Here is a 13,813-nt window from a genome sequence, read left to right as displayed (position 1 = left end):
GGATTACGCTGCCCGATATTTTAGACCTCAAACAACTCCGGACGACCGGCGTGACTGCTGTTGGCAACGAGGTTTCGGCAAGGGCAGATCCTGCGAGGGCAAATCCTGCGAGGACAAGGCTCAAGGATTTCGCGCGCGTCGCGACGGCGCGTGTCGATGACGCGGCCGAAGCGATCGGCCGCATCTTCTGCCCGCACGATCTGGTGCCGGTCGATCATTCCGAGCGCGATTTCTCCGCGCACCACAATTGCGCAGACTTCGACGGCTTCTCGGTCAACTATGTCGCCTATGGCGGATCGGTCGCGATCAATCCCGGGTGCCTCGACCGCTTCTTCCTGCTGCAGATGCCGATGTCGGGCTCGGCCTCGGTCCGCACCGCCGCGCGCGAGCTCACCACCGGGCCGCAACATTGTGCCTCGCTGTTGTCGCCGACCATTCCGACCGAAATGACCTGGCGCGGCGATTGCGCCCAGCTCATCGTTCTGCTCGACCGCAGACTGGTGGAGCATCGCGCGGCGGCGCTTGGCGGCGTCGCGGTCCGGCCGGTCGAGTTTGATCCGGCCGTCGCGCTGAGCGGGCTGCTCGGGCAAACGCTCTCGGCCAGGATCGAGCAGCTGGTGACGACAGCCGAGCAGCTCGGCCCGCGCAAGACATTGTCCGCGGTGGCGGCGGCCGATTGGCGCGAACAGTTTCTCAACGCGCTGCTCAACGGCCAGCGGCACAGCCTGAGCTCGGCGATTGATGTCTTCAACGGCCGCAATGAGGCTCAGCCGGCGGCCTTGAAGCGCGTGCGCGCCTATCTGGAGTCCCGCGCGACCGAGCCGCTGGATCTCGCCGAGCTTGCCGAGATCGCGGGCACCGGCGTCCGCGCGCTGCAACTCGGCTTCCGCCGCCACTTCGGCACCACCGTGTCCGAGATGCTGCTCGACATCCGCCTTGCCCATCTCAACGCCCGCCTCAAGACGGCACGGCCGGGCGAACGCATCGTCGATATTGCATTCGACCTCGGCTTTACCCATCTGAGCCGGATGGCGAGCGCCTACCGCGCCAAGTTCGGCGAAAGCCCGAAGGCGACCCTGCACCGGCTGAGCTGAGCTGCGGTTCCGATCGGCTCGTCCGGGCCCTGCCCATCCGGCCAGTATCGCCGCCGGCCGCCTCATCCCAGATTGAGGGAAGCCAATGGAGTTTCCCATGACCGAACCGAACATCCTCGCCTCGCTGTCATCAGCCCTTGCGGAGACCATCGCGCGCACAGCGCCTGCCATCGTCTCCGTGCATTCGCATCGCGCGCGCGCCTCCGGCTTCGTCTGGAAGGCGGGCCTGATCGTCACCGCCGACGAAGCGCTGGCCGACGAGGGCGAGATCGAAATCCAGTTCGCCGACGGCAGCCGCCGGTCAGCGACCGTCGCCGGACGCGACCACACCACCGACATCGCATTGCTGCGTGTCGATGGCGACGTCGCGCCGGTCAAGCTGTCGACCGAAATTCCCGCGCTCGGATCCCTCGCGGTGATCGTCGCGGCCGATCGCGGCGCGCCGATCGCGCGGCTCGGCATGGTCGCGCGGTCGGGCCCGGCCTGGCGCAGCCTGCGCGGCGGCGAGATCGACGCGCGGATCGAGCTCGACGTCCGGCTGCGGCACAGCCAGCAGGGTGGACTGGCGCTGAATGCCGCGGGCGAGCCGTTCGGCATGGCGGTGCTCGGCCCGCGCCGCGTGCTGACGATCCCGGCGGCGACGATCGAGCGGGTCGCAGCCCAGCTCGAGAAGAGCGGCCGCGTCGCGCGCGGATATCTCGGCGTCGGGTTGCAGCCGGTGCGTCTCGACGACGGCCTCGGTGCGATGGTGATGAATGTCGACAAGGCCGGTCCCTCGGCTGCCGCCGGTATCCGCCAGGGCGACGTCATCGTTGCCGTGAACGGCGAGAAGCTGTCGGGCGTGCGGGCGCTGTCGCGCGGCCTCGGGCCGCAAAGCGTCGGCAGCGTCGTTGAACTCACCGTGCATCGCGGCGGCGAGCCGTTGACCTTCAAGGTCACGGTCGGCGAGAGGCCCGAGACGTGAGCAGTGAGCCGGCCCCTGACATCGTCATTGCGCTCGAGATCGACGATCCCGCCCTCGCCGACCGGCTGGCGACCCTGCTCGGCAGCGTCGCCGGCCTGCGGCTTGCCGCGCCGGGCGAACAGGCTGCGGCCGCAATCGTCGCGCGCAACCGCGAGGCCGCGGGCGCAGGCGACTTCGAACTGACGCCGCGCGAGCTCGACGTGCTGGCGCTGCTGGCCGAGGGCGCATCCAACAAGATGATCGCGCAGCGGCTCGGGATTTCGGTCCACACCGCAAAATTTCACGTCGGCTCCCTGCTCGACAAGCTCGACGCCACCGGCCGCACCGACGCCGTCGCGCATGCGGCACGGCGCGGGGTGATCAATTTGTGAGGGCGTGCGCGGAGGTCTCTCCACACGTCGTCCCTGCTTTCGCAGGGACGACACCGAGGATGGTTCTCGATCAAGACGTCAAACACGCGGTGTCATCACCCGGCTTGACCGGGTGATCCAGTATTCCAGAGGCAGTCGTTGTTGAACCGATGGCCGCGGCGTACTAGATCGCCCGGTCAAGCCGGGCGATGACAGATGAGAATGGGGCACAACTTCGCATCATCGCGACATCAACCGTCCGATCCTTGCTCTTCGTTGCGCCGCTCTGATTGCGCAAATTCCGCCGCGCGGACGCTTAGACCAAATATGTAGGTAGTCATCCGGATACAGACGCCGCTTCGATCTGGCTATGCAGGCTTCAGCCAACAAGAAGAAACGGCATGAAGAAGCTGATCGATCGACACCGGGACATTCAATACACGCTCACCAATATCGAACCCGACCTCTGGAGCTGGTCATTCGAGATCAACGGCAAGATCAAGCGCGGCAGCACGCGCGTGCGACTCGGGCTGCTGGCGCAACGCCGCGTCTGCACGCTGATCGACCGCGAATTGAAGAGCGCGGAACGGGACAAGCCGAAGAAGTCCGATTAGGCCACGGCGTGAAGCGTGCTCGAGATGCGTATGCGCCTCGCGCAGGCAGGATGATCTCTCAACGCAGCCATTCCGCTGGAAACGGTTGCGGCTTCCAGTAGCTTTTGGAATTCTAAGTCGCGTTGCACATCACATCGCGACGACTAGGAGTTCCGGCGTGGCCAACCTCAAGGACTTCAGCATCGGGTTCTACAAGATCCCGCTTCCGGTCGTGCTGAGTGACAGCACGCATGGCGAGATCACGGCGTTCGAGCTCGTCACGATCCGCGCGCGCGATGCCGACGGCGCGGAAGGCACCGGCTACACCTACACGGTCGGCCGCAACGGCGGCGCCATCGCCGATATCCTGCGCCGCGAAATCAGCGAGATCGCGCGCGGGATGGAGGCCGACGACACCGAGCAGCTTTGGCACAAAGTGTGGTGGACGCTGCATTATGGCGGCCGCGGCGGGCCGACGGTGCTTGCGCTGTCCGCGCTCGACATCGCGTTGTGGGATCTCAAGGCGCGACGGGCGTCGCTGCCGCTGTGGCGACTGCTCGGCGGTTTCGATTGCCGCGTGCCCTGCTATGCCGGCGGCATCGATCTCGATCTGCCGCTGGATGGCTTGCTGAAGCAGACCGACGACAATCTCGCCAGGGGTTTTCGCGCGATCAAGATGAAGGTCGGCCGGCCGAGCCTCGCCTCCGACGTGACGCGCGTGAAGACGATGCGCAGCCATCTCGGCGACGAGTTTCCGCTGATGGCGGACGCCAACATGAAATGGACCGTGGAGGAAGCGATCCGCGCCGCGCGTGCCTTGCAGCCGTTCGACCTGACCTGGCTCGAGGAGCCCACCATTCCCGACGACGTCGCGGGACACGCAAGGATCCTGCAGGCCGGCGGCGTGCCGATCGCGGCCGGCGAGAACCTACGCAGCCTGTGGGAGTTCAAGCCCTATATCGCCGGCGGCGCGCTGTCCTATGCCGAGCCCGACGTCACCAATTGCGGCGGCGTGACCAGCTTCATGAAGATCGCCCGGCTCGCCGAGGCCTTCAACATCCCGGTGACCAGCCATGGCGCGCATGACATCACCGTGCATCTGTTGGCGGCATGCCCGAACCGGTCATATCTCGAGGCGCACGGCTTCGGCCTCGACCGCTACATCGCCAATCCGCTGGTTCTCGAGCAGGGAATGGCGATCGCTCCGGACCGGCCGGGACACGGCATCGCCTTCGATTGGACAGGCCTGGAGCGGCTCAGCGCGGGATGAAGCGACGGCAGGGCTATCGACTACAGTGGCGGATGAATCTTACATCCCGGGCGTAGAGATATGTGTAAGGGTCCACCTGTTCGAGCGCGTGGTGCCGCATCACCCAGTCGCGAACCTCGGGCGCATAGGCCGACATCATGAGCTGGGTCTCGCCGGGGTTCAGACTGCGGTCGCCGTGATGCGCCGCGTGAAACATGAAGTAGCCGCTCGGGGTAATGCAGATCTTGTTGAGGGGAACGGTCCCCAGGACCGTCGTGCAAGACGACTTGCAGCGACCATCGATCACCACGCGATCATACTCAGCATTGACTTGCTGGTACTTGAAGATGTGCGCGGCGGTGTTGCCGCCAGGATCGTGAAGATAGTAGATTTTCTCCGCGCGTGCGAAACCCGTCATTATCAAGGTGAAGATCGCGATAGTGACCACGGCGAGTATCCGATGCATATCACTTCCTCTCTCGCGACCCATTCTACTTCAACGGGCATTGCGGCATGGGTACTATACGTGGGTCGCTTTCGCAATGTCGGACCATTGGCTGTTGGAGCCTTGGCAGACACAATTCGACATGCCGGGAATATCCGCCGTTGAAACCAAGCCGGACGACATAGTTGCGGATCGGCTCTGCAAGCATGTGCCCTAGGCGCGCCCACACCAAGCTGCTAGCCTTTCGCGCTTCAGATCGCCTAGCGAGTTAAGGGACCGAAGCAAATGGACAACCGTAGTGATGTTTGGCGCGGCGTCGACGCGATCAAGCCGCGTTTCATCGAATTGAGCGACCGGGTCTGGGCGATGCCCGAGGTCTGCTACACCGAGGCGCGCTCATCCGCCGAACATCTGGCCGAACTGCGCCATCAGGGTTTCCGCATCACCGAGAACGTCGCCGACATTCCGACCGCGGTGATGGGCGAATGGGGCGAAGGCGGACCCGTGATCGCCTTCCTCGGCGAATATGACGCCCTGCCCGGCCTCAGCCAGGAGGCCGGCGTCGCCGAGCATCGTCCGGTCGAGAGCGGCGGCCACGGCCATGGCTGCGGCCACAATCTGCTCGGTTCCTCCGCGCTGCTCGCCGCCACCGCGGTGAAGGACTGGCTCGCCGCCAACAAGGTGCCGGGCCGGGTGCGCTATTACGGCTGCCCCGCCGAGGAAGGCGGCGCGGCCAAGGCCTTCATGGTGCGCTGTGGCGCGTTCGAAGACGCCGACATCGCCATCACCTGGCATCCGCACAGCTTCTGGGAGGTGGCGGTGACGCCGTCGCTCGCCAACACCCGCGCCGACTTCATCTTCACCGGGCGCACCTCGCATGCGGCGGCCTCGCCGCATCTCGGCCGCAGCGCGCTCGATGCGGTGGAATTGATGAATGTCGGCGTCAACTACATGCGCGAGCACATGCCGAGCGACGCGCGGGTGCATTACGCGCTGCTCGACACCGGCGGCATCGCGCCCAACGTCGTGCAGGCCCATGCCCGGGTGCGCTACTCGATCCGCGCCCGCGACCTGCCCGGCATGAACGAGCTGGTCGAGCGCGTGCACAAGATCGCGCAGGGCGCAGCGCTGATGACCGAGACCAAGGTCGAGATGAAGATCATCTCCGCGGTCTCCAACATCCTGCCCAACACGCCGCTGGAAGAGACGCTGCACCGGATCATGGAAGACCTCGGCCCGCCGCATTTCGACGATGCCGACAAGGATTTCGCCGGCAAGATCCGCGCAACCCTGACCGACAAGGACATCGCCTCGGTGTACTACGCGATCGGCATGGAGCCGACCGACCGGCCGCTGGCGGATTTCCTGGTGCCGATCGACGCCAAGCGCAATCCGCTGATCGGCTCGACCGATGTCGGCGACGTCAGCTGGGTGGTGCCGACCGTACAGGTTCATGCCCCGACGGTTGCAATCGGCACGCCGTTCCACACCTGGCAGGTTGTGGCGCAGGGCAAGACGCCTGCCGCGCACAAGGCGATGGTGCAGGCCGCCAAGGCGATGGCCGGTCTCGGCGTCAAGGCGCTGCTGGAGCCGGAGCTGATCGCGGCCGCCAAGGCCGACCTCAAGAAGCGGACCACCCGCACGCCCTATGTCAGTCCGCTGCCGGCGAATGTTGCACCGCCGTTGGACATGTCGGTCGCCTGAGCGCCGCATCTGAAGGGCCGGACCTGCGCAGCGATGCGCAGGCCGGCAGCCACTGAGCGCGAGAACAACTGCTGCGTGGCAAAAAAGCATCTCGGAACAAAGGATAACGAACAAATTTTCCGCAGTGCGAGGCGCGCATAGCAGCGCTTTGGCACCGATATGCTGAACCGATGTGCGTAGCGGGGAGGTTCTGCACAAGCGATAGCCAAAAGACCTAGGCGCTGGACCTCGGCAGACGTTGACCTTCGCGGTCATTCGGTGTGCCATCTGCCGCCAGCACGGCGGCCGGTTCCACGGCCGCCGCAATCACACGTGAGCCGGACCGAGGGGACTATGTTCGACAACAATCTGCGAGGCATGATCGACGACGTGAAGGACGGGCGAATGGATCGCCGTGCCTTCGTCAAGCGAATGATTGCCGTCGGCCTCACCGCGCCGATGGCCAACCAGATTCTCGCAATCGGCGGCGTCGCGATGGCGCAGAGCCCCAATCCCTACAAGCCGACCAAGCGCGGCGGCGGCGGTCCGCTGAAGCTTCTGTGGTGGCAGGGCCCGACGCTGCTCAATCCACATTTCGCCACCGGCACCAAGGACCAGGACGGCTCGCGGCTGTTCTACGAGCCGCTCGCAAGCTGGGACGTCGACGGCCATCTCAACCCGATCCTCGCCGCGGAAATCCCGTCGATCCAGAACGGCGGCCTCACCGCCGATGCCAAGACGGTGGTGTGGAAACTCAAGCCCGGCGTCAAATGGCATGACGGCAAGCCCTTCACCGCCGACGACGTCGTGTTCAACTGGGAATATGCCAGCGATCCCGCGACCGCAGCCGTCTCGAGCGGCACCTATTCCAACATGACCGTGGAGAAGGTCGACGACCTCACGGTCCGCATCAAGTTCAAGGATCCGACGCCGTTCTGGGCCAATGCCTTCGTCGGTGCCTATGGCTGCATCATTCCGAAACACCTGTTCGCCGAATACAAAGGCAGCAAGTCGCGCGAGGCGCCGAACAACCTCAAGCCGGTCGGCACCAGCCCCTACAAATTCGTCGAGTTCAAGCCGGGCGACCTGATCCGCGGCGAAATCAACAATGACTACCACATGCCGAACCGGCCCTATTTCGACACCATCGAGATGAAGGGCGGCGGCGACGCGGTGTCGGCGGCGCGCGCCGTGATCCAGACCGGCGAATATGACTTCGCCTGGAACATCCAGGTCGAGGACGAGGTGCTGCTGCGGCTGGAAAAGGGCGGCAAGGGCAAGACGCTCTACGCCGTCGGCGGCGACATCGAATTCATCGCCATCAATTTCACCGACCCGAACACCGAGGTCGACGGCGAGCGCTCGTCGATGAAGACCAAGCATCCGATCCTGTCGGATCCGGCGGTGCGCAAGGCGCTGGCGCTTTTGGTCGACCGCGAGTCCGTCAAGAAGGCGATCTACGGCCGCGCCGGCCGCACCACCGCCAACTATCTCAACGGCCCCGAGGAGTTCGTCTCCAAGAACACCAAATGGGAATTCTCGGTCGAGAAGGCGAGCGCGCTGCTCGACCAGGCCGGCTGGAAGCCAGGCGCCGACGGCATCCGCGAGAAGGACGGCAAGAAGCTGAAGCTGCTCTACCAGACCTCGATCAACGGTCCACGCCAGAAGACCCAGGCGATCGTCAAGCAGGCCTGCCAGAAGGCCGGCATCGACGTCGAGCTGAAATCGGTGGTGGCCTCGGTGTTCTTCTCCTCCGACGTCGCCAACCCCGACACCTATTCCAAGTTCTACGCCGACATCGAGATGTTCCAGATCCCGATGACGCAGCCCGACCCGGCCCTGCACATGCGCCGCTATCTGTCGCGCAATGTCGCCACCAAGGAGAACAAGTGGCAGGGGCAGAACTTCCCGCGCTGGGTCAACAAGGATTTCGACGCCGCGATCGACGCCGCCGACACCGAGACCGATCCGATCAAGCGCGCCGACCTCTACATCAAGTGCAACGATCTGATGTGGCAGGACACCGTGGTGATCCCGGTGATGCATCGCCTCGCGGTGGAAGCCTGCTCCAATACGGTGCGGCCCGCGCTGTCCGGCTGGGCCAACCAAACCGACAATCTGCAAGACTGGTATCGTGAAGCCTGAGCCGTGTGAGGCAGGCTCTGACTTGAATGGGTGCATCTCCTCCCTCTCCCCGCACGCGGGGCGAGGTGAAGCTCGCCTTTCGACTGGAAGCGAAATCAACGTGCTCAAGGTGCGAGCGTTAGTTAGATGATCTCTCGATGAGTCAATATATCCTGCGTCGCCTGATGATCGCGATCCCGAGCCTGCTCGGCATCTCGCTCGTCCTGTTCGTCGTGCTGGCGCTCGCGCCGGGCGACCCGTTCAGCGAGCTCGCGACCAATCCGAACGTGCCGCCCGAGGTGCAGGCCGCACTGCGCGCCAAATTCGGCCTCGACGATCCGATCTATCTCCGCTACCTGCACTGGCTCGCCGCGATGGCGCAGGGCGACTGGGGCTTCTCCTTCGTCAGCCGGGTCGATGTCGACACCCTGATCCTGCAACGGCTGCCGACCACGCTCTACGTGGTCGGCTCCTCGCAGCTCTTGGCGCTCCTGATCGCGATCCCGGTCGGCGTCTATGCCGCCACCCGGCCCTATTCGATCTTCGACCAGCTCGCCAACACGTTTGCCTTCATCGGCTTCTCGCTGCCGACCTTCTTCACCGGCATCCTGTTCATCCTGGTCTTCTCCGTGAAGCTCGACTGGCTGCCCTTCGTCTACACCGAGGTGCCGGGCAGCGGGATCAAATGGGCGATCGAGATGATCCGTCAGGCGATCATGCCGGTGATGGTGCTCGGCCTGTTCCAGGCGGCGTCGATGACCCGCTTCGTGCGCTCGGCGATGCTCGACGTGATCCGGCTCGACTACGTCACCACCGCCCGCGCCAAGGGCCTCGGCCAGGCCAAGGTGATCGTCAAGCATGTGATGCGCAACGCGATGATCCCGGTGGTCACGCTGATCGCGCTGCAAATGCCCGCCGTGTTCGGCGGCGCTATCGTCACCGAGCAGATCTTCCGGATTCCCGGCATCGGCTCGCTCCTGATCTCCTCCATCCTCGCCAATGATACGCCGGTCGTGATGGCCGTGACCTTCGTCTTCGCGTGTCTCGTGGTGCTGTTCAACCTGATCGCAGATGTCCTCTATGGCTGGCTTGACCCTCGCATCTCCTTCCGCTGAGCGGCGCGGCTATTCGCCCTTGCGCGAAACCTGGCGGCGCTACCGCCGGCACAAGCCGGCCGTGGTCAGCGCCGTGCTGCTGCTGCTGTTGATCGCAGCCGTCGTGATCGGCCCGTTCGTCTGGCGCGTCTCGATCAGCGACATCGACGTGCTGGCCGGCATGCAGGGGCCGTCGCTGGCGCATCCGTTCGGCACTGACGATCTCGGCCAGGACCTGCTCGCCCGCATGATCTATGGCGGGCGGATTTCGCTCGCGGTCGGCCTTGCCGCGATGCTGGTCTCGGTGTTCGTCGGCACGCTGATCGGCGCGCTCGCCGGCATGTCGCGCGGCGCGCTCGGCTACGTGCTGATGTGGCTGACCGACCTGTTCCTGTCGCTGCCGCAACTGCCGCTGCTGTTGATGCTGATCTATCTGTTCCGCGACGGGCTGAAGGCGGTGTTCGGCCCGGAAGGCGGCATCTTCATCCTGATCGTGCTGGTGATCGGCGGCCTGCGCTGGATGCCGGTTGCCCGCCTGGTGCGCGCCCAGTTCCTGTCGCTGCGCGAGAAGGAGTTCGTCGAGGCGGCGCGTGCGCTCGGCGCGAGCCCGGTGCGCCAGGTGGTGCGTCACATCCTGCCCAACGCGCTCGGGCCCGTGATCATCGCCGGTACGATCGACGTCGCCGCCGCGATCATCGCCGAATCGACACTCTCGTTCCTCGGCCTCGGCTTCCCGCCGGATACGCCGACCTGGGGCCGCATCCTCTATGACGCCAAGGACTTTCTCGACATCGGCCCGCATTGGGCGCTGTTTCCGGGCGGCGCGATCTTCATCGCGGTCGTTGCCATCAATTTCATCGGCGACGGGCTGCGCGATGCGCTCGATGCGCGCAAGGTGATCTGATGGCGCTGCTCGACATCAAGGGCCTGAAAACCCATTTCACCACCGACGCCGGCGTGCTGCAGGCGGTCGACGGCGTCGACATCTCGATCAACCGCGGCGAGACGCTGTGCGTGGTCGGCGAATCCGGCTGCGGCAAGACCGTCACCGCGATGTCGATTTTGAAGCTGATCGCGATGCCGCCCGGCAAGATCGTCGAAGGCGAGATCATCTTCGAGGGCCGCGACCTGGTGCCGCTGTCGAGCCACCAACTCGACGACATCAGGGCCAAGGAGATCGGCTTCATCTTCCAGGAGCCGATGACCTCGCTCAATCCGGTGCTGACGATCGGCGAGCAGATCGCCGAGAGCCTGCGCCGCCACGAGGCGGTGACCAAGAAGCAGGCGCTGGAGCGCACCATCGACATGCTGAAGCTGGTGCAGATCCCCAACGCCGCGGGCCGCGTGCACCACTATCCGCACCAGTTCTCCGGCGGCATGCGCCAGCGCGTGATGATCGCGATGGCGCTGGCCTGCCGGCCCAAGCTCGTGATCGCCGACGAGCCGACCACCGCGCTCGACGTCACCATCCAGGCGCAGATCCTCGACCTGTTGCAGGACATGAAGGAACGCTTCGGCATGGCGGTGATGCTGATCACGCACGCGATGGGCGTGGTCGCCGAGACCGCGCAGCGCGTCGTGGTGATGTATGCCGGCAAGGTGGTGGAAGAGGCGCCGGTCGACGAGCTGTTCGGCAATCCCGGGCATCCCTACACTAAGGGCCTGATCCGCTCGATCCCGCGCATCGATCTCGATGCCGAGCACAAGACCCGGCTGGAGGCGATCGGCGGCTCGGTGCCGATCCTGATCAATCCGCCGCCCGGCTGCCGGTTTGCTCCGCGCTGCAAATACGCCATGAGCATCTGCACCGAAAAGGAGCCCCGGCTGCGCGAGATCGCCCCCGGCCATCGCATGGCCTGCCACCTCGGAGACGCGTCATGAGCGAACCGCTGCTGCGCGTTTCCAATCTGAAGAAGCACTTTCCGGTGCTGGGCGGCCTGCTGTCGCGCGAGGTCGGCCAGGTCTATGCGGTCGACGGCGTGTCGTTCTCGGTCAACCGCGGCGAGACGCTCGGCCTGGTCGGCGAATCCGGCTGCGGCAAGTCGACCACCGGCCGCTGCGTGCTGCGGCTGATCGAGCCGACCTCCGGCGAAATCGTGTTCGACGGCCAGAGCGTGACGGGCCTCGGCGGCGGCGATTTGCGCGCCATGCGGCGCAACATGCAGCTCGTGTTCCAGGACCCGTTCGCCTCGCTCAATCCGCGCATGACGGTCGGCGCGATCCTCGCCGAGCCCTTCATCATCCATAACCTCGTGAGCTCGGCCAGCGAGCGCGAGGACCGCGTCGCAAGCCTCCTGGTCAAGGTCGGGCTGAAGGCCGAGCACATGCGACGCTACCCGCATGAATTCTCCGGCGGCCAGCGCCAGCGCATCGCGATCGCCCGCGCGCTCACCCTGGAGCCGAAGCTGATCGTGTGCGACGAGCCGGTCTCGGCGCTCGACGTCTCGATCCAGGCCCAGGTCATCAACCTGCTGGAGGACCTGCAGGCCGAGCTGAACCTGACCTATCTGTTCGTCGCCCATGATCTCTCGGTCGTCGAGCACATCTCCGACCGCGTCGCGGTGATGTATCTCGGCCGCATCGTCGAGCTCGCCAAGGCCAGCGATCTCTATCGCGACCCGCAGCATCCCTACACCAAGGCGCTGCTGTCGGCGGTGCCGGTGCCGGATCCCAAGGCGAAGCGCGACCGCATCCGCCTGAAGGGCGACGTGCCGAGCCCGATGAATCCGCCGAAGGGCTGTCACTTCCACACGCGATGCCCGATCGCCGAAGAGCGCTGCCGCCAGGAGGCGCCGCAGCTGCTCGAAGGACGCAACGGGCACTTCGTGGCGTGCCATCTGGCTTAGGTCGCAGGCTGCCTCGACCTGCTCCGCTTGCCGGGACCAAAATATCGAAATCAACCCCATGCAAAGGCGCTGGCGGCCGCCGGCGTCCGACCGGGCGGCTTGACACGTCGGGCAACTCAGGGCTACATTTCTAATATTCCGAAGTCGTATGAGCACCGCTCGCCGCAGCAGCTTGCGCGCATCCGCTAGTCTGGCAGCGCCGCTCCCTCACCGTCACCCCCGCGCAAAGGCTTCGCCTTTGTCGCTGGAGGTGGCCGCTTCTTCAGCGGCCCTCGAAGGGTCGACGGCCCGGTCAGTGGCCGATTCATCCTTCGAGGCTCGCTTCGCTCGCACCTCCAGCGACAACGGCAAAGCCGTTGCGTGGGGATGACGGGTCTTAGATTAGCGCCGCGACTTCTTTACGTCCTTCGTTTTGGCTTTGGCCTTGGCCTTCGCCCTTGGCTGCGGAGCCGATGCGCCGGTCTCGCTCTCATTCACTTCCGCTCGCAGCGTGTCGAGCAGCCAGTCGCGGAACGCGCGCATGCCCGGCGTCACCTCGCGCGACTTCAGCCAGGTCAGCCAGTACGACCCCGCCGGCACCTCGGCCGCGAACGGCCGCTTGAGCCGGCCCGACGCCAGCTCATTTTCAAACATCGCGATCGGCACCAGCCCGACGCCCACACCGCGTGCCGCCGCCTCGGCCATGCCAACCGAGCTGTCGAAGATCGGCCCCTGGATTTTCGGACACGGCGAGCCGGCCACCGCGAACCACAGCGGCCATTCCTCGGCGCGGTAGGAGCGCAGCAAAAATTCCTGCGCGAGATCGGACGGCTTGCGCAGCCGGGCCGCAGCATCGGGGCAGCACACCGGCGAGAGCGGTGCGGACAACAGATGGATCGCCTCAGTGCCGTGCCACGAGCCGTCGCCGAAGCGCAGTGCGAGATCGAGCCCGTCACCCGCGATGTCGACGCGGTTGTTGTTGGTGAGCAGCCGCAGGTCGATATAGGGATGCGCGCGCTTGAAGCGATCGACCCGTTGCAGCAGCCACCCGGTCGCAAACGTCGTGACGCAACCGACGGTGACGACCTCGCGCGTGCCCTTGGCCTCGATGCGATCGATCGCGGCCCCGATCCGATCGAACGTGTCAGACAGCACCGGCAATAGCGCCAGCCCCTCGTCGGTGAGCACCAGCCCGCGCGGCAGGCGGCGGAACAGGCTCGCGCCCAGCAGATCCTCGAGCTGCTTGACCTGGTGGCTGATCGCGGTCTGGGTCACGCGCAGCTCCATCCCCGCGCGGGTGAAGCTCAACAGCCGCGCGGAGGCCTCGAAGGCGCGCAACGCGTTCAGCGGGAGATGCCGGCGCATGGCGTCATGACCAAGTTTTTCTCATGC

General features: G+C 65.4%; 13 protein-coding genes. 11 read left to right on the top strand and 2 right to left on the bottom strand.

From position 1 onward, the window contains the following. Positions 1-50 precede the first annotated feature (50 nt). The 5 genes from BI327_RS37965 (at position 51) to BI327_RS37945 (ending at position 4,271) form a co-directional block, all read left to right on the top strand. Positions 51-1,094: an AraC family transcriptional regulator gene (locus BI327_RS37965; RefSeq protein WP_076866751.1), complete on the top strand. Its 1,044-nt coding sequence runs from the start codon at positions 51-53 to the stop codon at positions 1,092-1,094. 97 nt (positions 1,095-1,191) lie between these two features. Beyond that, the gene (locus tag BI327_RS37960; protein WP_076866750.1) at positions 1,192-2,058 is read left to right on the top strand and encodes a S1C family serine protease; all 867 of its coding nucleotides are present in this window, start codon (positions 1,192-1,194) and stop codon (positions 2,056-2,058) included. After that, complete coding sequence (locus BI327_RS37955; protein WP_076866667.1) at positions 2,055-2,429, top strand: response regulator transcription factor; 375 nt, start codon at positions 2,055-2,057, stop codon at positions 2,427-2,429. The genes BI327_RS37960 and BI327_RS37955 overlap by 4 nt, the downstream gene beginning before the upstream one ends. A gap of 380 nt (positions 2,430-2,809) precedes the next feature. Then, the gene (locus BI327_RS37950) at positions 2,810-3,022 is read left to right on the top strand and encodes a hypothetical protein (RefSeq protein WP_076866666.1); all 213 of its coding nucleotides are present in this window, start codon (positions 2,810-2,812) and stop codon (positions 3,020-3,022) included. A 157-nt stretch (positions 3,023-3,179) separates the two neighbouring features. Continuing rightward, complete coding sequence (locus BI327_RS37945; protein ID WP_076866664.1) at positions 3,180-4,271, top strand: mandelate racemase/muconate lactonizing enzyme family protein; 1,092 nt, start codon at positions 3,180-3,182, stop codon at positions 4,269-4,271. Between the two features lie 13 nt (positions 4,272-4,284). Here BI327_RS37945 and BI327_RS37940 read toward each other — a convergent pair whose 3' ends face one another. Further along, positions 4,285-4,716 carry a hypothetical protein gene (locus BI327_RS37940; protein WP_076866662.1) on the bottom strand — a complete coding sequence of 144 codons (432 nt, stop codon included), beginning with the start codon at positions 4,714-4,716 and terminating at the stop codon, positions 4,285-4,287. A gap of 264 nt (positions 4,717-4,980) precedes the next feature. Between BI327_RS37940 and BI327_RS37935 the strand changes: the two genes are divergently transcribed. The 6 genes from BI327_RS37935 (at position 4,981) to BI327_RS37910 (ending at position 12,442) form a co-directional block, all read left to right on the top strand. Then, entirely contained in the window at positions 4,981-6,399 is a 1,419-nt protein-coding gene (locus BI327_RS37935; protein WP_076866660.1) for a M20 family metallopeptidase, read from the top strand. A 333-nt stretch (positions 6,400-6,732) separates the two neighbouring features. After that, on the top strand, positions 6,733-8,523 hold the full coding sequence (locus BI327_RS37930) for a peptide ABC transporter substrate-binding protein (RefSeq protein ID WP_076866658.1): 1,791 nt from the start codon (positions 6,733-6,735) through the stop codon (positions 8,521-8,523). A gap of 137 nt (positions 8,524-8,660) precedes the next feature. Continuing rightward, positions 8,661-9,617 (top strand): ABC transporter permease, encoded by a 957-nt coding sequence (locus tag BI327_RS37925; protein ID WP_076866657.1) that lies wholly within the window; start codon positions 8,661-8,663, stop codon positions 9,615-9,617. Next, positions 9,583-10,500: an ABC transporter permease gene (locus BI327_RS37920; RefSeq protein ID WP_076866655.1), complete on the top strand. Its 918-nt coding sequence runs from the start codon at positions 9,583-9,585 to the stop codon at positions 10,498-10,500. Before BI327_RS37925 ends, BI327_RS37920 begins: the two co-directional genes overlap by 35 nt. After that, positions 10,497-11,477 carry an ABC transporter ATP-binding protein gene (locus BI327_RS37915; RefSeq protein WP_089025710.1) on the top strand — a complete coding sequence of 327 codons (981 nt, stop codon included), beginning with the start codon at positions 10,497-10,499 and terminating at the stop codon, positions 11,475-11,477. Before BI327_RS37920 ends, BI327_RS37915 begins: the two co-directional genes overlap by 4 nt. Next, complete coding sequence (locus BI327_RS37910) at positions 11,474-12,442, top strand: ABC transporter ATP-binding protein (protein ID WP_076866650.1); 969 nt, start codon at positions 11,474-11,476, stop codon at positions 12,440-12,442. Before BI327_RS37915 ends, BI327_RS37910 begins: the two co-directional genes overlap by 4 nt. Positions 12,443-12,823: 381 nt before the next feature. Here the strand turns inward: BI327_RS37910 and BI327_RS37905 are convergent, their stop codons facing one another. Beyond that, entirely contained in the window at positions 12,824-13,786 is a 963-nt protein-coding gene (locus tag BI327_RS37905; RefSeq protein WP_076866648.1) for a LysR family transcriptional regulator, read from the bottom strand. Between the last annotated feature and the right edge of the window lie 27 nt (positions 13,787-13,813).

It is taken from the genome of Bradyrhizobium mercantei (assembly GCF_001982635.1).
Classification (GTDB): Bacteria; Pseudomonadota; Alphaproteobacteria; order Rhizobiales; family Xanthobacteraceae; genus Bradyrhizobium; species Bradyrhizobium mercantei.
This window is presented reverse-complemented; position numbering and strand designations above follow the sequence as displayed.

Bases quoted from the DNA above. Each gene is read 5' to 3' on its own strand.
- BI327_RS37930 (WP_076866658.1), top strand. From the start codon at position 6,733: ATGTTCGACAACAATCTGCGAGGCATGATCGACGACGTGAAGGACGGG.
- BI327_RS37950 (WP_076866666.1), top strand. From the start codon at position 2,810: ATGAAGAAGCTGATCGATCGACACCGGGACATTCAATACACGCTCACC.
- BI327_RS37910 (WP_076866650.1), top strand. From the start codon at position 11,474: ATGAGCGAACCGCTGCTGCGCGTTTCCAATCTGAAGAAGCACTTTCCG.
- BI327_RS37920 (WP_076866655.1), top strand. From the start codon at position 9,583: ATGGCTGGCTTGACCCTCGCATCTCCTTCCGCTGAGCGGCGCGGCTAT.
- BI327_RS37905 (WP_076866648.1), bottom strand. From the start codon at position 13,786: ATGCGCCGGCATCTCCCGCTGAACGCGTTGCGCGCCTTCGAGGCCTCC.
- BI327_RS37925 (WP_076866657.1), top strand. From the start codon at position 8,661: ATGAGTCAATATATCCTGCGTCGCCTGATGATCGCGATCCCGAGCCTG.
- BI327_RS37935 (WP_076866660.1), top strand. From the start codon at position 4,981: ATGGACAACCGTAGTGATGTTTGGCGCGGCGTCGACGCGATCAAGCCG.
- BI327_RS37940 (WP_076866662.1), bottom strand. From the start codon at position 4,716: ATGCATCGGATACTCGCCGTGGTCACTATCGCGATCTTCACCTTGATA.
- BI327_RS37960 (WP_076866750.1), top strand. From the start codon at position 1,192: ATGACCGAACCGAACATCCTCGCCTCGCTGTCATCAGCCCTTGCGGAG.